This window comes from Corynebacterium marinum DSM 44953, assembly GCF_000835165.1.
Lineage (GTDB): Bacteria > Actinomycetota > Actinomycetes > Mycobacteriales > Mycobacteriaceae > Corynebacterium > Corynebacterium marinum.
The window spans coordinates 2,007,558-2,031,744 of record NZ_CP007790.1; the positions used below are offsets into that span (position 1 = coordinate 2,007,558).

24 protein-coding genes and 1 pseudogene are annotated in these 24,187 nt (G+C 68.8%); 8 read left to right on the plus strand and 17 right to left on the minus strand.

Translation table 11 applies throughout. The annotated features are described in order from the left end of the window. Positions 1–192: 192 nt before the first annotated feature. The 3 genes from B840_RS09485 to B840_RS09495 form a co-directional block, all read right to left on the minus strand. Positions 193–1,671, minus strand: coding sequence for an aldehyde dehydrogenase family protein (locus tag B840_RS09485; RefSeq protein ID WP_042621942.1), 1,479 nt, complete (start codon positions 1,669–1,671; stop codon positions 193–195). Between the two features lie 32 nt (positions 1,672–1,703). Beyond that, positions 1,704–2,828, minus strand: a complete 1,125-nt coding sequence (locus tag B840_RS13185; RefSeq protein WP_084602950.1) for an NAD(P)-dependent alcohol dehydrogenase — start codon at positions 2,826–2,828, stop codon at positions 1,704–1,706. A 163-nt stretch (positions 2,829–2,991) separates the two neighbouring features. Next, a complete protein-coding gene (locus tag B840_RS09495; RefSeq protein ID WP_156971893.1) occupies positions 2,992–3,465 on the minus strand; it encodes a helix-turn-helix transcriptional regulator in 474 nt (157 codons plus the stop codon). Positions 3,466–3,467: 2 nt separating this feature from the next. On the opposite strand from B840_RS09495, the pseudogene B840_RS09500 reads away from it, so the two are divergent. Together B840_RS09500 and B840_RS09505 are read left to right on the plus strand one after the other, a co-directional pair. Continuing rightward, a pseudogene (locus B840_RS09500) lies at positions 3,468–4,055 on the plus strand (aldehyde dehydrogenase family protein); the annotation flags it as partial. Positions 4,056–4,085: 30 nt separating this feature from the next. Next, positions 4,086–6,398 carry a helix-turn-helix domain-containing protein gene (locus tag B840_RS09505; RefSeq protein WP_052491163.1) on the plus strand — a complete coding sequence of 771 codons (2,313 nt, stop codon included), beginning with the start codon at positions 4,086–4,088 and terminating at the stop codon, positions 6,396–6,398. A gap of 200 nt (positions 6,399–6,598) precedes the next feature. On the opposite strand, the gene B840_RS09510 is transcribed toward B840_RS09505, so the two are convergent. From B840_RS09510 to B840_RS09550, 10 genes are read right to left on the minus strand one after another with little or no spacing between them, the layout of a single operon-like run. Then, positions 6,599–7,792: a 4-hydroxybenzoate 3-monooxygenase gene (locus B840_RS09510; RefSeq protein WP_042621943.1), complete on the minus strand. Its 1,194-nt coding sequence runs from the start codon at positions 7,790–7,792 to the stop codon at positions 6,599–6,601. Positions 7,793–7,803: 11 nt separating this feature from the next. Further along, a complete protein-coding gene (pcaC, locus tag B840_RS09515; protein ID WP_042622695.1) occupies positions 7,804–8,214 on the minus strand; it encodes a 4-carboxymuconolactone decarboxylase in 411 nt (136 codons plus the stop codon). Next, positions 8,207–9,388 (minus strand): lyase family protein, encoded by a 1,182-nt coding sequence (locus B840_RS09520; protein ID WP_156971894.1) that lies wholly within the window; start codon positions 9,386–9,388, stop codon positions 8,207–8,209. Before B840_RS09520 ends, pcaC begins: the two co-directional genes overlap by 8 nt. 23 nt (positions 9,389–9,411) lie before the next feature. After that, positions 9,412–10,053 carry a protocatechuate 3,4-dioxygenase subunit alpha gene (gene pcaG / locus B840_RS09525; RefSeq protein WP_042621944.1) on the minus strand — a complete coding sequence of 214 codons (642 nt, stop codon included), beginning with the start codon at positions 10,051–10,053 and terminating at the stop codon, positions 9,412–9,414. Positions 10,054–10,110: 57 nt separating this feature from the next. Continuing rightward, entirely contained in the window at positions 10,111–10,809 is a 699-nt protein-coding gene (pcaH, locus tag B840_RS09530) for a protocatechuate 3,4-dioxygenase subunit beta (protein WP_042621945.1), read from the minus strand. A 27-nt stretch (positions 10,810–10,836) separates the two neighbouring features. Next, positions 10,837–11,073, minus strand: coding sequence for a hypothetical protein (locus B840_RS14065; RefSeq protein WP_169745275.1), 237 nt, complete (start codon positions 11,071–11,073; stop codon positions 10,837–10,839). After that, the gene (locus B840_RS13540) at positions 11,045–11,278 is read right to left on the minus strand and encodes a hypothetical protein (RefSeq protein WP_042621946.1); all 234 of its coding nucleotides are present in this window, start codon (positions 11,276–11,278) and stop codon (positions 11,045–11,047) included. The genes B840_RS14065 and B840_RS13540 overlap by 29 nt, the downstream gene beginning before the upstream one ends. A 9-nt stretch (positions 11,279–11,287) precedes the next feature. Beyond that, a complete protein-coding gene (locus B840_RS09540) occupies positions 11,288–11,605 on the minus strand; it encodes a thioredoxin family protein (RefSeq protein ID WP_052491164.1) in 318 nt (105 codons plus the stop codon). 15 nt (positions 11,606–11,620) lie between these two features. Then, positions 11,621–12,679, minus strand: coding sequence for a permease (locus B840_RS09545; protein ID WP_042621947.1), 1,059 nt, complete (start codon positions 12,677–12,679; stop codon positions 11,621–11,623). Between the two features lie 12 nt (positions 12,680–12,691). Then, positions 12,692–13,021, minus strand: coding sequence for an ArsR/SmtB family transcription factor (locus B840_RS09550; protein ID WP_052491165.1), 330 nt, complete (start codon positions 13,019–13,021; stop codon positions 12,692–12,694). A gap of 316 nt (positions 13,022–13,337) precedes the next feature. On the opposite strand from B840_RS09550, the gene B840_RS09555 reads away from it, so the two are divergent. After that, a complete protein-coding gene (locus tag B840_RS09555; protein ID WP_042621948.1) occupies positions 13,338–14,660 on the plus strand; it encodes an MFS transporter in 1,323 nt (440 codons plus the stop codon). Here the strand turns inward: B840_RS09555 and B840_RS09560 are convergent. After that, on the minus strand, positions 14,657–14,926 hold the full coding sequence (locus B840_RS09560; protein WP_042621949.1) for a muconolactone Delta-isomerase family protein: 270 nt from the start codon (positions 14,924–14,926) through the stop codon (positions 14,657–14,659). The genes B840_RS09555 and B840_RS09560 overlap by 4 nt on opposite strands. A gap of 56 nt (positions 14,927–14,982) precedes the next feature. Then, complete coding sequence (pdxR, locus tag B840_RS09565; protein ID WP_042621950.1) at positions 14,983–16,269, minus strand: MocR-like pyridoxine biosynthesis transcription factor PdxR; 1,287 nt, start codon at positions 16,267–16,269, stop codon at positions 14,983–14,985. Positions 16,270–16,337: 68 nt separating this feature from the next. On the opposite strand from pdxR, the gene pdxS reads away from it, so the two are divergent. Beyond that, a complete protein-coding gene (gene pdxS / locus B840_RS09570) occupies positions 16,338–17,225 on the plus strand; it encodes a pyridoxal 5'-phosphate synthase lyase subunit PdxS (RefSeq protein ID WP_042621951.1) in 888 nt (295 codons plus the stop codon). Beyond that, complete coding sequence (gene pdxT / locus B840_RS09575) at positions 17,222–17,764, plus strand: pyridoxal 5'-phosphate synthase glutaminase subunit PdxT (protein WP_042621952.1); 543 nt, start codon at positions 17,222–17,224, stop codon at positions 17,762–17,764. The genes pdxS and pdxT overlap by 4 nt, the downstream gene beginning before the upstream one ends. 60 nt (positions 17,765–17,824) lie before the next feature. Here the strand turns inward: pdxT and B840_RS09580 are convergent, their stop codons facing one another. After that, positions 17,825–18,946 (minus strand): muconate/chloromuconate family cycloisomerase, encoded by a 1,122-nt coding sequence (locus tag B840_RS09580; protein WP_042621953.1) that lies wholly within the window; start codon positions 18,944–18,946, stop codon positions 17,825–17,827. Between the two features lie 87 nt (positions 18,947–19,033). Beyond that, positions 19,034–19,903, minus strand: a complete 870-nt coding sequence (gene catA / locus B840_RS09585) for a catechol 1,2-dioxygenase (protein ID WP_042621954.1) — start codon at positions 19,901–19,903, stop codon at positions 19,034–19,036. Between the two features lie 650 nt (positions 19,904–20,553). On the opposite strand from catA, the gene benA reads away from it, so the two are divergent. Genes benA through benC form a run of 3 tightly spaced genes read left to right on the plus strand, consistent with a single transcriptional unit; the run spans position 20,554 to position 24,177 of the window. Then, positions 20,554–22,050, plus strand: a complete 1,497-nt coding sequence (gene benA, locus B840_RS09595) for a benzoate 1,2-dioxygenase large subunit (protein ID WP_042621956.1) — start codon at positions 20,554–20,556, stop codon at positions 22,048–22,050. Between the two features lie 45 nt (positions 22,051–22,095). Next, the gene (gene benB / locus B840_RS09600; protein WP_042621957.1) at positions 22,096–22,602 is read left to right on the plus strand and encodes a benzoate 1,2-dioxygenase small subunit; all 507 of its coding nucleotides are present in this window, start codon (positions 22,096–22,098) and stop codon (positions 22,600–22,602) included. A 12-nt stretch (positions 22,603–22,614) separates the two neighbouring features. Next, complete coding sequence (gene benC, locus B840_RS09605; protein WP_042621958.1) at positions 22,615–24,177, plus strand: benzoate 1,2-dioxygenase electron transfer component BenC; 1,563 nt, start codon at positions 22,615–22,617, stop codon at positions 24,175–24,177. Positions 24,178–24,187 lie beyond the last annotated feature (10 nt).

A 24,187-nucleotide genomic window follows, 5' to 3' on the forward strand; every position in this document is an offset into this window, starting at 1 on the left:
TGCTCGAACTTAATACCGACGACGCGACCGGTGGAGTCAACATCAACAATAACCTCGCCGGACATGCCTTAGAGAGCCAGTCCGCCGACAACGCAGAGACTGGGCTGAATTGAGGAGCAGGAGAGAGGCAGGCATTGTCTGCCGTGAGGTCAATGGAAAGGTCCCTGACCCCACGGCAGCGTCGACCAGCACTTAAAACGGGAACTGTGCCTCGCCCGGTGCCACGCCGACCCAGTGGTCGGTGGTGAACTCCTCGATGGCCCACTCGCCGTTGAAGCGGCCGAGGCCGGAGTTCTTCTCGCCGCCGAACATGACGTGCGCCTCGTCGTTGACGGTGATGTCGTTGACGTGGGTCATGCCTGCCTCCACGCCGCGGGCGAAACGCATGCCGCGGGCCAGGTCGCGGGTGTACACCGCGGAAGCCAGGCCGAACTCGGTGTCGTTGGCCAGCTCGAGGGCGTGCGCCTCGTCCTCGGCCTTGACGATGCCGACCACGGGACCGAAGATCTCCTCGCGGAAGATCTCCATGTCGGGGGTGACGTCGGCGAAGACGTGCGGGGCGATGACGCGGCCCTCGATGGGGCCGGCGACGACCTCGCGGGCACCCTCGGCGCGGGCCTGCTCGATCTTGGCGGTGACGGACTTGACCTGGCTGTCGTTGACCAGGGGGCCGACGACGGTGGCGTCGTCGAGCTGGTCGCCGTAGGCCAGGGTCTTGACCCGCTCGGCGTAGGCGGCGACGAACTCGTCGTAGACCGGCGCCTGGACGATGATGCGGTTGACGGACATGCAGATCTGGCCCTGGTGGAGGAACTTGCCCAGGGTGGCACCGCCGACGGCCTGCTCCATGTCGGCGTCGTCGAGGACGACGAGCGGGGCGTTGCCGCCGAGCTCGAGCGAGACCTTCTTCATGTGCTCGCCGCCGACCGCGGCACGGCCCACGCCCTTGCCCACCGGGGTGGAGCCGGTGAAGGAGATCAGGCGCGGGATCCGGTGCTCGACGAAGTGGTCGCCGATCTCCGAGCCGGCGCCGACGACGACGTTCAGCACGCCCTCGGGCAGCCCGGCCGCCTCGAAGATGGTGGCCAGCAGCAGTCCACCGGTGAGCGGGGTGTCGGACGCCGGCTTGAGTACCACGGCGTTGCCGCAGCCCAGGGCCGGTGCGACCGAGCGCATCGACAGGGTGAAGGGGAAGTTCCACGGGCTGATCACACCGACGACGCCGAGCGGCTCGCGGAAGACGTAGTTGGTCTTGCCAGGAGTGTTCGACGGCAGGATCTGGCCGGTGATGCGGGTGGGGAAGGTCGCGGCCTCGCGCAGGGAGCCAATCGCCAGGCCAGTCTCGATGTTGGCCTTGATGGCGGTGGAGCCGGACTCCGCGCGGATCAGCGCGACCACGGCCGCGCGGTTCTCCTCGATCCAGTCGGCGGCCTTGTTGAGGATCTGCGCGCGCTTCTTCGGTGCCAGCGCGGCCCACCCGACCTGGGCTGCCTGGGCGGTCTCGTAGGCGGCGTCGACGTCCTCGCGGGAGGCCTGGCGGATGGTGGCGATCGTCTCGTCGTTGAAGGGGTTGGTGTCGGTGGCGGTGCGCTCGGAGGTGCCCTCGCGCCAGCCACCGATGTAGAGCTGCTCGGTCACGAGCGAGGAGTACGGGGCGGTGGTGACGGTCATGATGTCTGTCTTCTTTCTGTTCGGGAAAACGGTTACTGGTCGGCGTCGGCGATGCGCAGGACGGCCTTGACGGTGCCGCCCTCATGGGCGTCCGCGATGGCCCGGTCGATCTCGTCGAAGCCGTAGGTGGTGATCAGGCGGTCGAAGGGGAAGCGGCCCTGCTTGTACAGCGCGATAAGCGCCGGGATGAGCTGCTGGCTCGTCGAACCGCCACCGAGGGTACCCACCACCTTCTTACCCCAGAGGGCGCGCAGGTGGTCCAGGGAGAAACGGGCTTCAGCGGGGGCGCCGCCGACGAGGATGAAGGTGCCCAGTAGGCCGACGGCGTCGGCGGCCTGCTCGATGACCCTGATGCTGCCCGTGCAGTCGAGGACGTAGTCGGCCGGGCCGCCGCAGATTTCGTTGACCGCCCCGACGATGTCACGCTCGCCGGTGTTGACGGTGTGCGTCGCACCGAACTCCCGGGCCAGCTCGAGGCGGGAATCCTGCAGGTCCATCGCGATGATCGTCGCCGCGGGGGTGTTTCGGGCTGCCATGACAGCGCCGAGCCCGACCGCGCCGGCGCCGATGATCACGATCGACTCACCCGGCTCCGGCTGGGCGGTGTTGAACACCGCTCCCGCACCGGTGGTGATGCCGCAGGCCAGCGGACCCAGCAGTTCCAGGTCGACATCCTTGTCCACCTTGACCACCGCGTTCTCCCGGGTCAGGGAGTAGGTGGCGAAGGAGGACTGACCGAAGAAGTGCCCGGACAGCGGCGTTCCGTCGGCTCGGGTGTAGGCGGAGGAACCGGCGTCGGGACCGTGCAGACGAACGCCCGCCAGCAGCTCCGCGCCGATGTTCAGGCAGTAGCGGTGCTCGCCGCGCACACAGTTGCGGCACTCACCGCACCAGGGCCAGCCCATGATGACGTGGTCGCCCGGAGCCACCGAGGTCACGCCCTCGCCGACGGACTCCACCACGCCGGAACCTTCATGGCCGAGAACGCCCGGCAGCGGCAGCGGCATGTCCCCGCCCTGGGTGTTCAGGTCCGTGTGGCATACGCCGGTGGCCACCACGCGGACGAGCACCTCCCCGGGGCCGGGTTCATCCAGGGTGAGTTCTTCGCGGGTGAAGGGTCGGTTGATCCCCTCCACGACATAGGCATCTATCTTCATGTCGACGATTCCTCTCTACATTTTCCCGCCGCTGTCCTGCGACGGCGGCCTTCGGGGCGGGTCTCCGGTTTCGTTGGCTGGCCCACCCCACAAATCTTGCCAGACGTGACATGGAACACTTCAGGACTGCAGCGCACGATGCTGCGGACTGCAGCGCAGGCGCTCAACATCCGCGGTCGCGGAACCTGCTCGGCGCGCACCCGAAACGCCGGCGGAAGCTGCGGGCGAAATAGGAGGGGTCCGCGAACCCGGCGCGGCGCACCACCTCCGCCACGGGCAGGCCGGGGTGACGCATCAGCAGCTCCCCCGCGAGCGCCAGCCGGCGCCCGCGGACCACCTCCCCCACCGTGGTGCCGACCTCGGCGAAAAGGCTGTGGAGGGTGCGCGTGGACATGAAGTGCTCCGCGGCGATCCTCCCGGGCGAGAGATCCTCGGCGAGAAGGTTCCGGCCGATCCACTGCTCGACGGCGTCGCGTTGCCGGGCGCGCCGGTCCTCCGCTTCCGGCGGTGCGGTCCCCAGGGCGGCGCCGAAGAGCATGGTGAGCATGTCCACCGTGGCCCGGGCGATCTGGTGGCCGTGGCCGCACCCGACCTCGTCGATGCCGTCTGCCAACCCCCGGAGGTAGGGCAGTGCCACCCGCCCCGGCGTCCCGTTACGACGAGATCGTGGACATGGTGGCCGGCACCATCGCCGCCGCGCCCCAGGGCGACCCCCTGGATCCGGCTACCGTGTTCGACCCCGTGGCCACCGCCGCCCAGTTCGATTCGGTGTCGGGTTTCCTCGACTCCGCACGCGTGGAAGGCGCCCGCGCCGTCACCGGCGGCCGGCCGGCGGTGCTGGGCGGAGACCTGGCGGACGGGGTGTTCATCGCACCGACGATGCTCGCGGACGTCACCCCCGATATGACGGTGGCCAGGGAGGAGATCTTCGGCCCCGTGATCACGGTCCTGCGTTACGACGACTCCGACGGCACCGCCGACGAAGCCGTCGAGCTGGCCAACAACACCGCATTCGGTCTCGGCGGTCTGGTGTTCGGAGCCGACGAGAAGGCGGCGCTGGCGGTGGCCCGCCGGGTGGACTCCGGATCCGTGGGCATCACCTTCTTCGGGTCCAACCACGCCGCCCCCTTCGGCGGCCGCCACGACTCAGGCATGGGCGTGGAATACGGCATCGAAGGCTTGAGCGCCTACCTGTCCTACAAGTCGATCCACCGGCGCATTTCCTGACCCGGCGCTGGTGGTAGCGTCATCCGCACCATGAGCACGCTTTATCTGCGCCACATCCACCGGCGGCTGCTGGACCGGGCCTCGATCCGCTCGGCCGCGGCCGGCGGGCAGATCCTGCTGGTCGACGGCCCCACGGGATCGAACCGCACGGGCGTGCTCGACGCGCTCGCCTCGCAGCTCGCGGACCACGCCCAGACGCGTATCACGCTCTTCCCCTGGCACGCCGGACAGAGCGAGTACCTCCGGGGGCTGCTGCCCACCCGGTTGGACGAGCACGTCCTGCTCATCGACGACCTCCACCACGCCGACGAGTCCTCGCTGCGGTACCTGGTCTCCCGGGTGCGGCGGCCCGATTCCACGACCACCGTGATCGCCTCGGTCGACGGTCCCGGACTCAACCATCTGGCCACGGAGGTCCTGCAGCTTCCACCGCTGACCTTCGCGGAGACCGCCGGTTACCTACAGGTGTCCACCGGGTACCGGATCCCCGCGGACACGGTGCAGGTCGTGCAGTCGATGACGCGGGGCCTGCCCGAGTTCATCGACGACCTCGTCGCCGCCTGCCCGGCGGGCCATCTCGCCGAACCCGGCGCGGCGGTGTCGGTGCCCGAGTCCTGGCGAACCCGGTGGGCCCGGATTACCGGGGACCTGACGTCGGCCGAGATCGACCGGCTCGTCGCAGGCGACCTCGATGTCGCCTCCGCCTTCGCCGCCGGGATCGTGCATGCGGTGGCCGCCTCGCCGCACGGGCGCATCGATTTCCTCGACCCCCGCGACGCCGCGGAGGCCGCGAGCCGCCGCCCCGGGGTGCCGCCGGGCGCTCCCCGCGGGCCGGAGGACCCGGCGGAATACGAGACCCGCCACCTCACCCGTGCGCTGGATCTCGCCGCCCGGCTGGAACTCCCCGCCGCGGAGGTCCACCTCAACGAATGCCGCGGGCTCGTCGACCCGGCCGAGCAGGACAGCCTGCGCGGATACCTCGCACTCAACCGTGGCCGGCGCCGGCGCGCCCAGGTGTTCCTCTCCGGGACCGGGGAACCGCCCAGACACGCGGTCCGCGGTGTCCTCCTGTCGCTCGCCGACTGGGACCTGGCGGGGATGCGGGAGAAGGTGGCGCAGATGGGCGGGCCTGTTCCCGCCGCGCAGGACGTCCGGGACGCCGACGCCCTGATGGAGGCCCGCATCCTCGGCCTCATCGCCGAGGCGGGGCTGTCGGGCACGATGCCGCCGATCGAGCTGGCGCCGCGGGACCCGCTCAACCGGCAGCGGCTCGACATGGTCCACGGTTGGCTGGCGCTCACCTTCGACGACCCTCTCACCGCCCGGGAGAAACTGCAGTTCTTCCCCGGGCAGTCCCCGTCGCTCGGGCTGTGGCAGGACGCCTGGCTCTCCCGGACCCTCTACGTCCTGGGGGAATGGTCCAACGCCGCGAGGATCGTGGAGCGCGGCCTGGCCACCGCGGAAGTCCACGGCATGCACCTGCTCGAACCGATGCTGCTGTGGACCGGCGTGCAGATCGCCGCCATGCAGGGCGACCGGGAGCTGGCGCGCGACTACCTCCAACGGCTCACGATCGGCGAGGACGCCTTCCTGCTGCAGGCGCTGCCCGCGGCAATGGGCCGGATGATCGTGTCGGCGACCAACGCCGACCTGCCGACCGCACTGCGTGCCGGTGAGCTGCTGGCCAGGACGGTGTCGTCCACCGACACGCAGCACCCCGGCTTCTGGCCCTGGGAGGACGTCTACGCGCAAACCCTCATCCGCGCCGGGCGCATCGGGCAGGCGGACGAGGTGATCACGTCGGCGGAGGCGCGCCACAGCCCCTCCGGGCTCGTCTCGCTCATGGCCAAGAACGCGGTGCCCAGGGCGACGATCCAGTTCCAGCGCGGCGAGACCGCCGCCGGTCTGCGGACCTTCGAGTCGGCCGTCGAGGCCATCGCGCGGACACCCATGCCCGCCTACGAGGCGCGCATCCTCTTCGAGTACGGAAAGGTGCTGCGCCGGCACGGGCGCCGGTCCCGCGCGGACGAGGTGTTCGCCCACGCCGCCGAGCTCTTCGGGCAGATGGGGGCGACCGTGATGGTCGGGCGCTGCCTGACGGAAAGGAAGATCGGCGGCGTGCACGGCCCCGCAGGAGGTTCCGGAGCGGGAACGCACAACCCGCACGGGCTGACCCCCCAGGAGGAGCAGATCGCCGTGCGGGTGGTGGAGGGGGCGACTAACGCGGACGTCGCCAGGGAGCTGACCCTGTCGACGAAGACCGTGGAGTACCACCTGACGCGGGTGTACCGGAAGCTCGGGGTGAGCTCCCGGTCGCAGCTGCGCGGGCTGCTCGAGCGGTAGCGCGCCGGGAGTGTCAGGACCGGGCTGATTCTCTCCCCTACCCCGTCGTTTTCCGGCGGCGCCCCGGAGAGATCAGCTCAATTCCGACAACCCCTACAGATCAGACCTTCCCCCGCACGTAGATCGGCCTGGTGAGGTCGAAGATCCCTGCGCCGAGGGGGCCCACGGCCGCACAGGCAAAGAATCTCAACGGATGCCGGTCAAACCTCGAAGCTGGGCAGGTCGAGGCCGACGTACTGCTCGGCCAGGTACTTGCGGCCCGCCTCGGTGGCCAGCACGGAACGCAGCTCGGCGCGGCTGCGCTGGGTCTCGAAGTAGGGCTCCTCCGGGACGGTGTGGAGCATGGAGGACATCCAGTAGGAGAAGTGCTGGGCCTTCCACACGCGCGGGACCGCCAGGGCGGAGTACCGGTCGAGCAGGTCGGTGTCGTTCTTCTTGATCGCCCGGGCCAGGCCCGGCGCGAGGACGGAGACGTCGGCGACCGCGAGGTTGAGCCCCTTCGCGCCGGTCGGGGGCACGGTGTGGGCGGCGTCGCCGGCGAGGAAGAGGCGGCCGCGCTGCATCGGGTCGGTCACGGCGGAGCGGAAGCGCAGGACTGCCTTGTCGAAGATCTCGCCCTCGGACACGCGCAGTTCATCGGTGCTCACGCGCTTGTGCAGCTCCTCCCAGATATGCTCGTCGGGCCACATGTCCTCGGAGTCCTCCGGGTTGCACTGGAGGTAGTAGCGCTGGACGGTGTCGGAGCGGGTGGAGATCAGCGCGAAACCGTCGGGTGAGTTGGCGTAGATCAGTTCCTTCTGGGTCTTCGGGGCGTTGACCAGGATGCCGAACCAGGCGAAGGGGTACTCGTGCTTCGAACGCACCGCCCCGGGCAGCTCGGTGACGAGCTTGCGGTTCGGGGAGGCGGAGCCGTCGCCGGCCATGACGTAGTCGGCGGTGAGCTGCTGCTGCGTGCCGTCATCCGCGGTGTAGGTGATGGTGACCTGGTCGCCGTCGTAACCGGTGACCTCGTCGACGGTGGTGTTGAACAGGATCGGCTGCCCGTCGGCCAGTCGCCGGGCGATGAAGTCCTTGAGGTACTCGTGCTGGGGGTAGACGGCCATGTGGTGGCCGGTCAGGCCCGCCAGGTCGATGCGGGTGCGTTCGCCGTCGATGGCGAGCTCAATGGCGTCGTCGATGTCGGCTTCGCGGTCCATGCGGTCCCCGACGCCGGTCTCACGCATGAGGCGCATGGTGCCCTGCTCGAGGACGCCGGCGCGGACGGTCTCCTCGACCTCCCGGCGGGAGCGGGACTCGAAGACCACGGACTCGATGCCGTAGTTGTGGTGCAGCAGGTGCGCGAGGGTCAGACCGGCGGGGCCAGCGCCGATGATGGCTACTGGGGTGTGGGTCACGTCAATTGTCCTTAGCGTTCGTTGGTGTCGTCGATGTCAGCCACGGCCGCCGAGAGCAGCTTGAAACCGTGGTTGGAGTTAGGCACGCCGGCGTAGACCGCGGTGTGCAGAAGGACCTCGCCGATGGTGTCGGCGTCCACGCCCGCCCGCAGCGCGGCGCGGATGTGCATGTCCAGCTCGCCGTCGTTGCCCACGGCCGTGAGGATGGCGATGGTCAGCAGCCGGCGCTGGGTGTGGTCGAGAGCGTCGCGGTTCCAGATGTCGCCCCATGCGGTGCGGGTGATGAAGTCCTGGAACTTCTCGGTCACCGGCGTCTGCTTTGCGACGGCCGCGTCGACGTGCGCGTCGCCGAGCACCGCCCGGCGGTTGCTCATCCCGACCTCGTGGGCCGCGGCACGGCCGTCCTGGTAACGGTCAGTCATCTCGGAGTCCATCGTGGTGTCCTTCCTGCTGGCGGAGAGCGGCGTCGACGATGTCGCCGGCGTGCCCGGTGTCGATGTTGTTCAGGTCATGGCCTGTCAAGGCGATGTTGCGGGCCATGTCGTCGGTGTCCACGCGGATGCCGTCGAGGCTGGCCCGGATGCGGGAGACCGCGGAGGCGGTGGCGGCGAGCAGGTCGCGCAGGGTCTGCCATTCGGCGTGCCAGCTGCCCACCCCGCGCTGCCAGCGGCAGTCGAGGGAGTCGAGCAGGGTGGACGCCAGGGCCGGGGTGCGGCGGGCGTAGCCGTCGCAGGCGACCGCGGCGGCCGGGTTGGCCTTGTGCGGCATCGAGGAGCTGCCGCCGGGGGCGGCCTCGGCGAGTTCACCGATCTCCGTCGCCGAGTATGCGACAACGTCGCCGGCGATCTTGCGCACCGCGCCCGCCACCTGGGCGGCGGTGAGGCCGACGTCCACGAGCGGTTGGCGGTTGGTGTGCCACACCACCGGGACGGCTGCCAGACCGAGGCCTTCGGCGAGCAGGTCGTGGACCTTCAGTCCGTCCGGGTGGGTGGCCACCAGGTTTCCGGTGGCGCCCGCGTACTGGACGGGCAGGGCGTCGGCCGCGGCGCGCAGCCGCCCGGCGGCGTGGCTCAGTCCCTCCAGCCAACCGGCGGCGACCGCGCCGAAGGTGGTGGGCAGTGCCTGCTGGCCGAGGGTCCGGCCCATGACCGGGGTGTCGCGGTGGGTCCGGGCGAGGTCGGCGAGAAGCTGCTCCACGCCGTGGAGCGCGGTGTCCATCCGGCCTACCGCACGACGGGCGCAGAGGACCAGTGCCGTGTCGACGGCGTCCTGGCTCGTCGCCCCGACGTGGATGCCGCCGGTGTTCTCCCCCGCCCGGCGCTTGAGCTCCGCCGCGATCGGGATGGCCGGGTTACCCCCGGCGGCCGAGGCCGCGGCGATGTCGGTGAGGGTGACGGAGTCAATCTCGAAGCCGGCGACGGCCTCCCGGGCTGCCCGGGCGGCCGCGGGGTCGATGACGCCGGCGCGCTCGGCGGCGTCGGCGAGCGCGCCTTCGAACTCGACGATGGCGCCGAGGAAAGCGGCGTCGGAAAGGTGCTCGTGCGCGGCGGTGTCCCCGCCGGCGAGATCCCCGTAGAGGGAACGGCTCAGGTCCATGTCTGTGGTCCCCGTCCTTTCAGTCAGATGCGGAAGAACGGGGTTTCCTGCGCGGGGTCCTCGTGCTGCACGACGATGGTCAGGCGGTAGCCGGTGCCGTCCTGCTCCGCGACGAGGAGGCCGCGGCGCGCCTCGTCGACCAGCTGCAGAACCGGGTCGGCGGCGTTGGCGTCTGTGTTCTCGGGGAAGTAGAGGCGGGTGTAGAGGCGCTCGAGCATGCCGCGGGCGAAGACGCCCAGCTTGAGGTGCGGGGCCTCGGTGTCGTGGCCGTCGACCTCGATCGCGCCGGGCAGCAGGGTGGTGAAAGTGACGGATCCGGTCTGGTCGACCATGCCGCGGCCGAGCCCCCGGAAGCCCTCGGCGGTCGCCTTGCCGCCGGTGCGGGGATCGAGCGGGGAGTTGAACACGCCCGCGCTGTCGGCCTGCCAGATTTCGATCATGGCGTCGGCGATGGGGTCGCCGTTGCCGTCGACGACGGCGACGGTCACATCCACCGCGCCTTCAGTCCCCTCGGGGACGATCTTCTCGGAGTCCTCGAGGGTGAGCCCGATGTGGACGTACGGGCCCACCGTCTGAGAGGGGGTGAGGCCGAAGCCCGCCTCGTCCTGGTCGCGGATGTCGGAGACCGGGTAGCGGAACTCGCCGGTCTTGTGGGTGTCGATCATGGTGGGTGCTCCTCGTTGCTGGGGCGTTGCTGTGGGGCGTTGCTGTCTGGGCGGGGACTACTCGAAGGGGGTGGCGTGGCGGCCGCGCAGCACGATGTCGAACTTGTAGCCCAGCGCGTAGTTCGGGCGGGTCTCGTCGTAGTCGAAGACGGCGATCATGCGCTCGCGGGCGCCCTCGGGGACCGAGTTGTAGATGGGGTCCTGGAAGAACATCGGATCCCCCGGGAAGTACATCTGGGTGATCAGGCGCTCGCCGAACTGGCGGCCGTAGAGGGAGAAGTGGATGTGCGCCGGGCGCCAGGCGTTGTGGTGGTTGCCCCACGGGTAGCAGCCGGGCATGACGGTGAGGAAGTTGTAGTGGCCGTTCTCGTCGGTCATGGTGCGCGCGATGCCGTTGAAGTGCGGGTCGAGCGGGGCCGGCCAGGAGTCGTTCTTGTGGCGGTAGCGGCCGGCCGAGTTGGCCTGCCACGCCTCGACGAGGGTGTGGGCAACGGGCTTGCCGTCCCAGCCGAGGACGCGGCCGTGGACGAAGATGCGCTGGCCGATGGCCTCGCCGCCGTTGGCCTGGGTCATGTCGTTGTCGGCGTCCCCGAGGTCGCGGTCGCCGAAGACGGGGCCGCTGAGCTCGCCGAGCCGTTCGGGGACCAGGATGAGGTCGTTGCCGGGGTTGCGCTTGATGGTGGTGCGGTACTCCGGGAAGTGGAGCGGGGCGAAGAATCCGTCCGTCGCTGCGTTCAGTGTGTCGGAGGTAGCCATGGTGGAGCCTCTCTGGATGCGGGCCGTTTAAGTGATGACGGTCACGTTAGGCCAGAAATTCACCCAGGGACAACAGGTTCGCCATGCGAACATGCAGGGCGGGGCGGCGGCCGTGCGAACTGGCCTTTTCCCAACTGTCCGACCCAGGGGTTTATTAGGGGTGGGGGCCAGGGACGCCAGCAGCTCGCGCGCCTGCACCGTGGGTTCGTGCCGGTCGTGGATGTGGAACTTCCCGTCATGGTCGCGCCAGGACAGGCTCCACAACCCGGCCGTGCCGGTGTAGCGCAGGCGGGGCCACCGGATGGGTGGACCACTCGTCCAGCCCCTGCCAGAACGGGCGGCGCTGGACGATGGTCACATGCCGGCCGGCCACCTGCACCTCCACCCGGGCCGTCTCCCACCGGAATTCGGGGGCGAGAGTGGAGCACCGTCCGAGAATCCGGGCGGCGCCGAGTTCAGGCACGGCCATGGCGGCGTTCTATGACGGCGGCTGCAGCTTCTTCCCGATGAGCGCCTTGACCTCCTCGACGTCGAGGACCTTGCCGGAGCTGACCACGGCCCCGTCGACGACCAGGGCCGGGGTGGTCATCACGGAGTACGCGGCGATCTGCGCAAAGTCGGTGACGTGGTCGATGGGTTCGGTGCTGCCCATCTCCGCCAGGGCCCGGGTCACGGACGTCTCGAGCGCCTGGCATTTCCGGCACCCGGGGCCGAGAATCTTCACCCGCGCGTAGCCGGCCGCCGGGGCGGACATGCCGACCTGGACGGTTTCCTTCTTCTTTCCGAACAGTCCCATGATGGTGCCTCTTTCCTAGATGAGGAGGTGTTGAGTGAGGTTGAAGAAATACCCGACGGTGATGATGCCGACCACGCAGATGCCGATGAACACGGCGAGCAGCCGGCCCGAGATCACGCGCCTGAGCATGATCATCGACGGCAGGCTCAGGGTGGTGGTGGCCATCATGAACGCGAGGATCGTGCCCAGCTGGGCGCCCTTGCCCAGCAGAGCCTCGGCGACGGGCAGGGTGCCGAAGATGTCGGCGTACATCGGCACGCCCAGCAGGGTGGCGATGATGACGCCGAAGGGGTTGTTGCTGCCCAGGGCGGTCTCCACCCAGCTGGCCGGGATCCAGTTGTGGATCACCGCACCGATGCCGACACCGATGAGGATGTAGGGGATCACGGAGACAAACGTCTCCCCGGTCTGCTGGACGGCATAGTCGGTCCGTTCGCGCCGGCTCAACTCCGGTCCATCCTCCACCGCCGGCTCCGGTCCGGCGCCTGGAACGGCGCCGGCCGCCATGGCCTCCCGGACCACGGGCGCGGCGAACTGCACGACGTGGGATTCCATCCGCAGCTTCTCAATGACCGTGCCGCCCACCACCGCGATGACCAGTCCGAGGATGACGTAGGCGAAGGCGGTCGGGAAACCGAAGATGCTGGCCAACAGCACGAGGCTGGCCAGATCCACCATCGGCGAGGAGATGAGGAAGGAGAAGGTCACGCCCAGCGGCAGGCCGGCGGCGGAGAAACCCATGAAGATCGGGATGGATGAGCAGGAGCAGAACGGGGTGACCGTGCCCAGCAACGCGCCCACCGCGTTGGCCCGGAGCCCGCGGAAGCGACTGAGGATCCGGCGGCTGCGCTCGGGCGGGAAGTAGCTCTGGAGGTAGGAGACCGCGAAGATGAGCACGCACAGCAGCACGGAGATCTTGATCAGGTCGTAGATGAAGAACTGCACGCTCGCGCCGACGCGGGTGGCCGGGTCGAGCCCCGCCGCGGCCAGCCCGCGGCCGACCAGCTGGTTGAGCCACGCCATGCCCAGGACCTGGCGCTGCAGGAAGTCGAGGAGTTCGCCGAGGAAGGTCATCTCACACGCCCCTCACGTTCCGCAGGGGACGGTCGGGACGGAGTCGAGCAGGCGGCGCATCGGATCCAGCGCCCCGGGGATCACCGAGAAGTGGGCCCACCGGCCGACCTGTTCGCGGCGGACGAGGCCGACGTCGACAAGCTTCTTCACGTGGTGGGAGAACGTCGGCTGACTGATGCCGAACGTCTCCGGCATCCGGCAGGCGCACACGGTCGAGCAGCAGTTGGCCGCCAGGTGCGAGAAGATGCGCAACCGGACGGGATCCCCGAGCGCCTTGGCGATCTCCGCGCAGCGCCGGGTCTGCCCCTCCGGAATCAGGAGCGGGCCGGATTCCTTGTCCATGAGTGCCACGCTACTCGTCGTATTGATGGTTACCAATACGTTTGAGCCGGAACGGACGGACATCACACGTCCGCCCCTCCACCGGCCCCGCAGCCCGGGACCCCGGACCCCTCCCCGCCCGCCGGACAGTCCCGAGATACTATCAAAACACCGCCCCACCAGCGCCGTAGATGCTTCGGCCTGCTGAATATAATTCCGGGATAACGGCGGACCCTGCCGTAACGTCCATGCAGTTCCCGCACGCACCCGCCGCTCTCCTCCCCGCGCCCCGGCGCCTGAGGACCGGCGGGACAATCCCCGAAAGACAGAAGAAACCGTGGATATCCGACAGCTCATCGACACCTCCCGGATGACCTCCTACCAGTGGTTCATCATCGGGCTGGCCTGCTTCCTCAACGCGCTCGACGGCTACGACCTCGTCGCCATGGCCTTCACCTCCACCTCCGTGTCGGAGGAATTCGCCCTGTCCGGCGCCCAGCTGGGCTGGCTGCTCTCCTCGGCGCTGATCGGCATCGGCCTGGGCTCACTCCTCCTCGCTCCGCTGGCCGACCGCTACGGCCGGAAGAAGCTCATCCTCCTGGCGCTGAGCATCGACCTCGTCGGCCTGACCATGTCCGCCCTCGCCGACAGCTACGGCGAGCTGCTGGCCTGGCGCGTGATCACCGGCATCGGGGTCGGCGGCATCCTGGCGTGCGTCACCGTCGTGGTCGCCGAATTCTCCAACCTGCGCTTCCGGGGCCTGGCCATCGCCATCTACGCCTCCGGCTACGGCCTCGGCGCGGCCGCCTGCGGCATGCTCGCCGCCCAGTTCATCCCCGATTACGGATGGCGCTCCATCTTCGTCATCGGCGCAGTCCTGACCGCCGCCGCCCTCGTGCTGACGATCTTCACCCTCCCGGAGTCCGTCGACTTCCTGCGCTCCCAGGGCCGCGACGAGAAGGTCCGCTCGATCGCGCACCGCATCGGCGTCCGTGAAGCCTTCACCATCACCCCCGCCGGCCCCGCGCCGCAGAAGTCCAGTCTCTCGGAGATCCTCTCCGGGCCGTACCTGTCCACCACGATCCGGCTCTGGATCGCCTTCTCCCTGATCACGGCGGCGTTCAACTTCGCCAACCAGTGGACCCCGAAGCTGCTCACCGAGTCCGGTCTCTCCGCCCAGCAGGGCATCATCGGCGGCGTCATGCTCTCCTTCGGCGGCACCATCGGCTCGCTCATCTTCGGCGCACTGACCACGCGCATCGACGCCCGCCGCCTCCTCACCGTCTTCTCCCTGCTCTCCGCGGTCGTCCTGGTGGTCTTCATCTCCGCGGCCTCCCTGCCGATGATCATGTTCGCCACCGGTGTGGCCGTGGGCATGCTCCTCAACGCCTGCGTCACCGGCATGTACACCGTCACGCCGCAGGCCTACCCCACGGCGCTGCGCACCACCGGCGTCGGCTCCGCGATCGGCGTCTCCCGCGCGGGTGCGGTTCTCGCCCCCATCGTCGTCGGATACCTTCTCGACGCGGGCTGGTCCCCCACCGCCCTGTACGTCAGCGCCGCAGCGCTCGTCTCGCTGACCGCGCTGGCGCTGATCGGCGTGCGGGAGTACACCGCCCCGCGCGAGGCCCAGGCCCCGGTCCCGGCGAGCGTCGGCTAGAAACCCGGCCGCAGGGCGGTCACTTCCACCCGCAGGAAGGGGAAGAGGGGCCGTTCTGCCAGCAGTTCATGCAGCCCCTCGTGGCCGGCAGACTCCAGCACGAGGAACTCCAGCTGCTCCCCCGCCGCCCGCCACTCATGGAGCAGCGCCCCGGTGTCGCGCAGTCCGGCCAGGTGCAGCCGGTCGCGCTCGAGGAAGTCCGCGCGGACCTCCGGGTCCATCCCGGCGGGCAGCTCCGCCCGGATCCGGCAGTGAAACTGAGCCATGGCGTGGGTGTCTCCTGTTCTTGTCCGCTTCGCACCCCGATGCTACGTGCCCGGCGCTACGTCGCCAGGACCCGGCGCAGATCCACCAGGACCTCCCGCAGCTTCTCCCGCTTGTGCGCGCCCAGCCCGATGACGATGCCCGCCCGGTCCGAGGCCGTCCAGTAGCTGCCCAGCCCCTCGACCGCCAGGCCCTGCGCCCGGCAGCGCTCGACGGCCCCGTCCTCGTCGCCGTCGAGTTCGATGACCGCGTGGAGTCCGCCGTTCATGGGGATGCCCCGCGGGAAGACCTCGGCGAAGATCTCCCGGCGCCGTCGGTACTCCCGGCCCATCCGCGCGGTGTGGCGGCGCACCCCGTCATTCTCGAGGAAGTTGGCCATGGCGTCCTGCACGATGCCGGAGACCGGGAGCGCGTGCGCGAGAACCTCCGCCCGGAGCCGCTCGGGCACCACCAGGTACCCCAGGCCGAGAGCGGGGGTGAGGGTCTTGGCGAAGGAACCGAGCATCGCCACCGACCCGTGCGGGTCCAGCGCGGCCAGCGCCGGGTGGGTGTGGCGCAGCTCCGAGTCGTAGTCGTCCTCGACCAAAACGGCGCCGCTGCGCCGGGCCCACTCGATCAGCTCGAAGCGGCGTGCGGCCGACATCTGGGAACCGGCCGGGTACTGGTGGTTGGGCATCACCAGCACCACCTCCGGTGCCAGCTCCGCCAACCGGCGCACGCTCAGGCCCTCCTCGTCCACCGGCACCCGGACCACCTCGCGGCCCAGGTTCCGGGGCACGCGGTGCAGCGTCGGATAGCCGGGGTCCTCCACCGCGACGACCCCCTCCGTGGCCATGAGGATCAGGCGCAGCCCGTCGCGGGCCCCCAGGGTGACCACGAGCTGCTCCGGGCTGACCGCCACCGACCGGGTCGTCCGCAGGTGCTCGGCGAGCAGCCGGCGCAGCCGCGGCGATCCCTGACCGGGGTGCCCGGCGGGCTCCGCCGCCGCCGCCCGCCACGCCTGCCGCCACAGCGTCGACGCCAGGACGGCGGTGTCGGGCACCCCGGGGCGCAGATCCCCGCGCAACCGCGGCGGGGCGGCGGCCCCGGCCGCGGGGAGTTCCGGGCGAGGGGGCCTGGGCAGGTCGGGGTTGACCCGGGTGCCGCCGCGGGTGGCCACCAGGTACCCCTCGCCCGTCAGCTGCTCGTAGGCGGCCACCACGCTGCCCCGCGATATCCCCCGCTGGCGGGCCAGCACGCGGGTGGCGGGCAGCGGGTCCCCGGGGGACAGGGTTCCGGCGGTGATGCGGGCGCGCAGGTCCTCGACGATCTGGCCGGGGAGGCTGCGGAAAGGTTCGGTAGGCATGGTGGTCCAAAATTATGGCAGGAATGTGGACTTCACGGTAGTCCAGCCGGAATGCCACGATAGACGCCATGACTGAAACTCAAGGTTCCCCACTGGTTAAGCGCGGACTCGCCGACATGCTCAAGGGCGGCGTGATCATGGACGTGGTCACCCCGGAGCAGGCCCGCATCGCGGAGGACGCCGGCGCCGTCGCCGTCATGGCGCTCGAGCGCGTCCCCGCCGACATCCGCTCCCAGGGCGGCGTCGCCCGCATGTCCGACCCGGACCTCATCGAGGCCATCATCGACACGGTCTCCATCCCGGTCATGGCCAAGGCGCGCATCGGCCACTTCGTCGAGGCGCAGATCCTGCAGACCCTCAAGGTCGACTACATCGACGAGTCCGAGGTGCTCTCCCCCGCCGACTACGTCAACCACATCGACAAGCAGGGCTTCACCGTCCCCTTCGTGTGCGGCGCCACCAACCTAGGCGAGGCCCTGCGCCGGATCGCCGAGGGCGCGGCCATGATCCGCTCCAAGGGCGAGGCCGGCACCGGCGACGTCTCCGAGGCCACCCGCCATATCCGCACCATCCGGGCCGAGGTGGCCGCGCTGGCCGCCGCCTCCCCCGACGAGCTCTACGTCCGCGCCAAGGAACTCCAGGCCCCCTACGATCTGGTCAAGGAGGTCGCCGAAACCGGCAAGCTTCCCGTGGTCATGTTCACCGCCGGCGGCATCGCCACCCCGGCCGACGCCGCCATGATGATGCAGCTGGGCGCGGACGGCGTGTTCGTCGGATCCGGCATCTTCAAGTCCGGCAACCCGGCCGCGCGCGCGGCCGCCGTGGTCAAGGCGACCGCCGCCTTCAACGACCCGGAGGTCGTCGCCGAGGCCTCCCGCGGCCTGGGCGAGGCGATGGTGGGCATCAACGTCGCCGACCTGCCCGCCCCGCACCGGCTCGCCGAGCGCGGCTGGTGATCGTCGGCGTCCTCGCACTGCAGGGCGGGGTGGCCGAACACGCGGAGATGATCCGGGGTCTTCACCACCTGCCCCGTGAGATCCGCCGGGCCGGCGACCTGGCGGACATCGACGCGCTCATCCTGCCCGGGGGCGAGTCGACGTCGATGAACAAGCTCATCGACATCTTCGGGCTGCGGGAGCCGCTCGCCGACGCCGCTCGCCGGGTGCCCACGATGGGCACGTGCGCGGGCCTGATCCTGCTCTCCCAGCTCGGGGTGCTCGATGTCGATGTGGAACGCAACGCCTTCGGACCGCAGGTGGACTCCGAATCCCTCGCCCTGCCCTGGGGGGAGGGGGAGATCACCGCCGCCTTCATCCGCGCTCCGGCGATCACCCGGACTGGCCGGGACGTCGAGACGCTCTCCACCTACCGCGGCCGCACCGTCGCGGTGCGGCAGGGCGGCGTGCTGGGGATGTCCTTCCACCCTGAGTTGACCGGGGACACCACCGCGCACCGCGCGCTTCTCGACGCCGCGCGGGACCCCGCAACGAACTGATCCCCGCCCCGGCCATGAGTGGCCGGGGCGGGGATCTCCGCCGTCATTCCCGCCTGGGTGTCAGGCGCGGGTGAAGTGGTTGATCTTGTCCCAGTCCGGCTCCAGGCCCAGGCCCGGGCCCTGCGGCAGGCGCGCGACGCCGTCCTCGTAGACGATGTCGGTGGTGGTGTAGGACTCCTTGAGCAGCATCGGGCCGAAGAGTTCCGAGCCGTAGGAGATCGCCTTGGTGGAGCACGCGAAGTGCAGGGAGGCCGCGGTGCCGAAGGGGCCCTCGAGAGAGGTCGCGCCATGGCAGGCCAGGCCGCCGGCCTCGGCGATAGCGGCGGTCTTCTTGGACTCCAGCAGGCCACCGAGCTTGGTGGTCTTGATGGCGATGACGTCCGCCGCCTGCGCCTTGACCACGGCCAGGGCGTCTGCCGGGGAGCACACCGACTCGTCGGCCATGACCGGCACGCCGATGCGGGTGGTGATCTCGCGCAGGGTTTCCAGGTCGTGGGCCGGGGTCGGCTGCTCGAAGAGGTCGAGGCCGGCGTCGGCAAGCCTGGGCAGGTACTTCAGGGCGGTGATGCGGTCCCAGCGGGCGTTGACGTCGATGCGCAGGCTCACCTTGCCGTCCAGCGCGCCGGCCAGCTGGACGATCCGCTCGGTGTCCACGGCCGGGTCGCCGGAACCCATCTTCAGCTTGAAGGACTTGTGGCCGTGGGAGGTGATGCGCTCCTCGATCTCGTTGACGGCCTCGTCGAGCGGCAGGACGCCGAGGGCCCAGGTCAGGTCGATCTCGTCGCGCACGCGGCCGCCGAGGAGGTCGCGGACCGGGATACCCAGGGCGCGGGCCCAGGCGTCGTGCATGGCAACGTCGCAGGCGGCCTTGGCGAAGCGCATGTTGGCCACGGACTTCTCGAAGTCCGCCATGATGCCGCCGAGCTCGTTGACCTCGCGGCCGACCATGATGGGGGCGAGGTTGCCGTCGATGATGACCTTCATGGTTTCGGCGTTCTCGCCGCCCCACCAGGCGCCGCCGGGGACCACACCCTCGCCGTAGCCGGTGACCCCACCCTCGAGCACCACGGAAACCAGCAGGATCGGCTGGGCGGTCGCGGTGTAGGTGGCGAAACCGTGCGGGCGGATGAGGGGGACGTCGAGAAGCCGGGTCTCAACCTTGGCGATCTTCAGATCAGACATGTCTCTTCTTTCACTAGGTGCTGATAAACGGGGAAAAGCCCCACGCCCCAGATGACTCTAGGGACGTGAGGCGGATTCCGGGAAAAACTAGTCTTCCTTGTCCAGTGCGAAGCCGTAGTTGACGACGTTGTTGCCCTGGTCGTCGGTCTGCGGGTCGAGCAGCAGCTCCGGCTTGACGGCGGTTGCGACGTCGTTGTCGGTGTAGTCGCCGCCCTGGAAGTACAGCTGGGTGGTGATCTCGCGGTAGCCCGGGTTCTTGACCTTCAGGTGCAGGTGGGCCGGGCGCCACGGGTGGCCGCCGTAGGAGTCGATGAACCAGCCGGTCGGCCCGTCGGACGGGATCTGGTACGGAGCCGGCTGGAGGGTCTTGATCTCGTACTCGCCGTTCTCGTTGGTGACGATGGTGCCGCGCAGGTTCCACTCCGGGATGCCCGGGGCGAACTGGGAGTAGTAGCCCTCCTCATCCGCGTGCCACAGCTCGATGGTGGCGCCGGCCAGACCGTTGCCGTCGACGTCGGTGACCTGGCCCTTGAAGATCAGCGGGGTGGCGGCCTTGTCCTGCTCGCGCATCGGCATCTCGCCGTTCCACGGCAGCTCCGGGGCGTTCTCCACGTAGTAGGGGCCCTCGATGGAGCCCTTGGTGCCGGTGTAGTTGTGGCGGTCGTAGTTGATCTTCTCGATCTCGTGCTCGACGAAGACGTCCAGCCACAGCGGCCACTCGCCGTACTCGCCGACCTGGATCATCCAGTTCTTCAGGACGCGGTACTCGTCGTAGGTGATCTGGTGCTTGTGGGCGACCTCGGCGATGGCGGCCAGCAGGTCGGTGTAGATCGCGTTGGCGCGCTCCTTGGAGGTGTCCGACTTGACGGCCTCGTGCTTGAACTTGTCGGTCGCGGCGTTGCCGGACCCCTTAGCGGAGGGGTCGCCCTGAACGCCGGCGAGGTTCTCGAAAGACATGTGTGGATCTCCTAGTGAATGTGGATCAGCCTGAGAAGGGGCCCAGCAGGCGATGCGGTGATGCCCCGTACTGGAGTAAGACCACTGTGTCCCACCTCACCTGTGCAGCGCAAGGGGTTCCCGTGCCGTCATGCCGGCCCCCCGCGAGCCACCCGGCCGACCCGGAACCGTCCACCGCAGGTCAGGGGCCCGCCGGGGGATGTCGGAACGCAATGGGAACAGCACCCCCTGACAATAACCTAGGAATACCCCTAATCAGCGACAGTGCCTCCGGGGGTAAATTCGGAAAAGAAAACCACCCTCTCCACCCCCGAACACCCCCGAACCACTCCCGAACCACTCCCGGCAGGGCCCCTACCCCGGGTCCGGGGCGTGTAATCCCTGCTCAACCGGGGACCCGATAGACGGGCAGCGTCAGACCACCCCCCTTCCCCACCCCCGACAGGATAAAGTTTCCTCCTACCCGACCCCGGGGACGGGCCCGTCGAACGCGCAGGCCATGGCCACTATGAGAACTTTATTCGCGTTAAATGAACGATACCCCCCTAAGATGTCCTAGGACTTACCCAGGTGTGTCTCAGGGCACAGGTGACGCATGATGGGCGTCACTGCATAACGTGCCCCTTTTCCTCCCAGATCGGAGAACCACCATGACCACCGCACTCACTGCGACGTCCACCACCCGCGAGATTCTCTCCCGCGCCCTGGAGAACCGCCCTTCCGAGGGCATCGTCCGCGTCAACCGCGAGATTTTCACCGACCAGGAGATCTTCGATCTCGAGATGAAGTACATCTTCGAGGGCAACTGGATCTTCCTCGCCCACGAGTCCCAGATCCCCGAGGTCGGCGACTACTTCACCACCAACATCGGCCGCCAGCCTGTCGTGATCACCCGCGGCAAGGACGGCGAGCTCAACTGCCTCATCAACGCCTGCTCCCACCGCGGCGCCATGCTGTGCCGCAAGAAGGTCGACAACCGCACCACCATCACCTGCCCCTTCCACGGCTGGACCTTCTCCAACGACGGCACCCTGCTGAAGGTCAAGGACGAGAAGGACGGCGGATACCCGGAGAACTTCAACACCGACGGCTCCCACAACATGCGCCGCGTCCCGAAGTTCGAGTCCTACCGCGGCTTCCTCTTCGGTTCCCTCAACGCCGACGTCGTCCCCCTCGAGGAGCACCTCGGCGACGCCCGCGTCATCATGGATATGCTCATCGACCAGTCCCCCGACGGCCTCGAGGTGCTCAAGGGCACCTCCACCTACACCTTCGACGGCAACTGGAAGCTCCAGGCGGAGAACGGCGCCGACGGCTACCACGTCTCCTCCACCCACTGGAACTACGCCGCCACCACCTCCCGCCGCTCCACCGGCGAGTCCAAGAACGAGACCAAGGCCATGGACGCCGGCAAGTGGGGCGAGCAGGGCGGCGGCTACTTCTCCTTCCCGAACGGCCACCTTGTGCTGTGGACCGACTGGGCCAACCCGGAGGACCGCCCGATGTACGACCGCCTCGACCAGCTCAAGGAGCTGCACGGCGAGGAGCGCGGCAACTTCATGGTCGGCGCATCCCGTAACCTCTGCCTCTACCCCAACGTCTACATCATGGACCAGTTCTCCACCCAGATCCGCCGCCTCGAGCCGGTCTCCGTGGACAAGACCGAGGTCTCCATCTGGTGTATCGCCCCCAAGGGCGAGTCCGACAAGTCCCGCGCCACCCGCATCCGCCAGTACGAGGATTTCTTCAACGCCACCGGCATGGCCACCCCGGACGACCTCGAGGAGTTCCGCTCCTGCCAGAAGACCTACCAGGCCTCCTCCTTCCCGTGGAACGACATGACCCGCGGCCTCCACCAGCAGGTTGAGGGCCTCAACGACAAGGCCCGCGAGCTGGGCCTGACCTCCGTGCTCTCCTCCGGTGCACGCACCGAGGACGAGGGCCTCTACCCGATCCAGCACGCCTACTGGGAGAACGTCATGGAGGCGGCTGTCGAGGCCGAGGACCGCGACGAGTCCAAGCACGTCACCGACGACGCACATTCCCAGGCCGCCACCGCCGAGTTCGCCAAGGCGCGCGCAGCCGCCCGCCTCGCCGCCAAGGGTGACGCACCGGCCGGCCGCCGCCGCCGCCGTACCCGCGACTGATCCCTCCCGCCCCACACCCGCACACCCCAGAAGGAGAACAAGACCATGACCGCTTCGCTTGCCGAGATCACCCGTTCCGAGATCGAGGATTTCATCTACTACGAGAACCGTCTCCTCGACGACCGGAAGTTCGAGGAGTGGCTCGAGCTGTACCGCGAGGACGCCGAGTACTGGATGCCGGCCTGGGACGTCGACGACACCCTCACCGAGGACCCGCAGCGCGAGATCTCCCTGATCTACTACCCCAACCGCGGCGGCCTCGAGGACCGTATCTTCCGTATCCGCACCGAGCGTTCCTCCGCCACCTCCATCCCGGAGCCGCGCACCGGCCACTACTCCACCAACATCGAGATCCTCGAGCGTCGCGACGGTGAGGTGGACGTCCGCTACAACTGGATCTCCTACTACTTCCGCTACAACACCACCGACCACTACTTCGGCACCACCTGGCTCACCCTCGACGTCAGCGGTGAGACCCCGAAGATCACCAAGAAGAAGATCGTCCTGAAGAACGACTACATCCACCACGTCGTGGACATCTACCAGGTCTAGGAGTACTCAGACATGACCCATCAGATTGCCCTCGCTTTCGAGGACGGCATCACCCGCTTCATCGAGTGCGCCGAAGACCAGACCATCGCCGACGCCGCCTACCAGGCGCGCATCAACGTCCCGTTCGACTGCCGTGACGGTGCCTGCGGCACCTGCAAGTCCTTCTGCGAGTCGGGCGACTACGACGAGGGCGAGTACATCGAGGACGCGCTCTCCGAGGACGAGGCCGCCGAGGGGTACATCCTCACCTGCCAGACCAAGCCGTACACCGACATGGTCGTGCAGATCGCCACCACCTCCGTGCTGGCCAAGACCGGCGCATCCACCCTCATCGGCACGATCACCGAGCTGGAGCGCCTGTCCGAGTCCACCGTGAAGTTCGCCGTGCAGATCGAGGACCGCGAGACCCTCAACTACCTGCCCGGCCAGTACATGAACATCGCTCCCCCGAACTCGGACTTCCACCGCTCCTACTCCTTCTCCTCGGGCCCGAGCGAGGACATCGTCACCTTCCTGGTGAAGCTGACCCGGGGCGGCCTGATGTCGGAGTACCTCACCGACACCGCCAAGGTCGGCGACCGCCTCAACCTCACCGGCCCGATGGGTTCGTTCTTCCTGCGCGAGCCGGTCAACCCGATCCTGCTGCTGGCCGGCGGCACCGGCCTCGCCCCGATCACCTCGATCCTGGAGAAGCTGTCCGAGGACGAGCTTCTCGACGTCCCCGTCCGCCTCATATACGGCGCCACCTTCGATCACGACCTCGTCGAGCTGGAGAAACTGGACGCCTTCCGCGACCGCCTCCCCGACTTCGACTATTTCACCGTCGTGTCCGACCCGGAGTCCACCAACGAGCGCAAGGGTTACGTCACCCAGCACATGGACATCGAGGAGCACCTGCACAACGGCGAGGCCGACGTGTACCTGTGCGGCCCGCCGCCGATGGTCGAGGCCGTGCGCACCTTCCTCAACGACCAGGAGAACCCGCCGCAGAACTTCTACTACGAGAAGTTCTCCTCCGCCGCCGGCACCACCGGCGACTCCTCCGTCACCGCGACGACCACCTCCACGGACACCTCCGCCGAGGTCACCATCTCCGCACCGGGTGTGGAGACCGGCCAGGTCCACCGTCTGGACGACACCACCCGCAGCATCTTCGAGGCCCGCATGGCCCTCGAGGTGGGTGTGGCCACCCTGGTGGCAGGCATCCTCGACGAGGAGGACTTCGTCGCCTTCCGCGAACTGGCTGACAAGGCGAACTCCTTCATCGAGGGCGACAAGGTCACCGACCTGGCCGGCTACATCACGGCCAACGACGCGTACCACGAGTTCCTCTTCAAGCGTTCCGGCAACGACGCGATGCTGCAGGCCTACCGCAACCTGGAGGTCCCGAAGGCCATGGACCGCGAGCTCGAGAACGAGGGCTTCATGCACGCCGACATCGCCAAGGAGCACCACGAGATCATCGACGCGCTCGAGGCCAAGGACCTCACCCGCGTTCGTGAGCTGCTGGAGCTGCACAACACCCACGCCATCGAGACCATGACCCAGGTCGGGGCAGCGAGGACGACGGCATGAGCAGTGACCC

What these genes read in the sequence shown, in the direction of transcription:
- B840_RS13540 (WP_042621946.1), bottom strand. Translation starts at nt 11,278, where the DNA reads ATGGCCGTGCCTGAACTCGGCGCCGCCCGGATTCTCGGACGGTGCTCC.
- benA (WP_042621956.1), top strand. Translation starts at nt 20,554, where the DNA reads ATGACCACCGCACTCACTGCGACGTCCACCACCCGCGAGATTCTCTCC.
- pcaH (WP_042621945.1), bottom strand. Translation starts at nt 10,809, where the DNA reads ATGGCTACCTCCGACACACTGAACGCAGCGACGGACGGATTCTTCGCC.
- B840_RS09545 (WP_042621947.1), bottom strand. Translation starts at nt 12,679, where the DNA reads ATGACCTTCCTCGGCGAACTCCTCGACTTCCTGCAGCGCCAGGTCCTG.
- pcaG (WP_042621944.1), bottom strand. Translation starts at nt 10,053, where the DNA reads ATGATCGACACCCACAAGACCGGCGAGTTCCGCTACCCGGTCTCCGAC.
- B840_RS09505 (WP_052491163.1), top strand. Translation starts at nt 4,086, where the DNA reads ATGAGCACGCTTTATCTGCGCCACATCCACCGGCGGCTGCTGGACCGG.
- benB (WP_042621957.1), top strand. Translation starts at nt 22,096, where the DNA reads ATGACCGCTTCGCTTGCCGAGATCACCCGTTCCGAGATCGAGGATTTC.
- B840_RS09550 (WP_052491165.1), bottom strand. Translation starts at nt 13,021, where the DNA reads ATGGACAAGGAATCCGGCCCGCTCCTGATTCCGGAGGGGCAGACCCGG.
- benC (WP_042621958.1), top strand. Translation starts at nt 22,615, where the DNA reads ATGACCCATCAGATTGCCCTCGCTTTCGAGGACGGCATCACCCGCTTC.
- B840_RS13185 (WP_084602950.1), bottom strand. Translation starts at nt 2,828, where the DNA reads ATGAAGATAGATGCCTATGTCGTGGAGGGGATCAACCGACCCTTCACC.
- pcaC (WP_042622695.1), bottom strand. Translation starts at nt 8,214, where the DNA reads ATGACTGACCGTTACCAGGACGGCCGTGCCGCGGCCCACGAGGTCGGG.
- pdxS (WP_042621951.1), top strand. Translation starts at nt 16,338, where the DNA reads ATGACTGAAACTCAAGGTTCCCCACTGGTTAAGCGCGGACTCGCCGAC.
- B840_RS09560 (WP_042621949.1), bottom strand. Translation starts at nt 14,926, where the DNA reads ATGGCTCAGTTTCACTGCCGGATCCGGGCGGAGCTGCCCGCCGGGATG.
- pdxR (WP_042621950.1), bottom strand. Translation starts at nt 16,269, where the DNA reads ATGCCTACCGAACCTTTCCGCAGCCTCCCCGGCCAGATCGTCGAGGAC.
- B840_RS09485 (WP_042621942.1), bottom strand. Translation starts at nt 1,671, where the DNA reads ATGACCGTCACCACCGCCCCGTACTCCTCGCTCGTGACCGAGCAGCTC.
- B840_RS09520 (WP_156971894.1), bottom strand. Translation starts at nt 9,388, where the DNA reads ATGGACCTGAGCCGTTCCCTCTACGGGGATCTCGCCGGCGGGGACACC.
- B840_RS09540 (WP_052491164.1), bottom strand. Translation starts at nt 11,605, where the DNA reads ATGGGACTGTTCGGAAAGAAGAAGGAAACCGTCCAGGTCGGCATGTCC.
- B840_RS09580 (WP_042621953.1), bottom strand. Translation starts at nt 18,946, where the DNA reads ATGTCTGATCTGAAGATCGCCAAGGTTGAGACCCGGCTTCTCGACGTC.
- catA (WP_042621954.1), bottom strand. Translation starts at nt 19,903, where the DNA reads ATGTCTTTCGAGAACCTCGCCGGCGTTCAGGGCGACCCCTCCGCTAAG.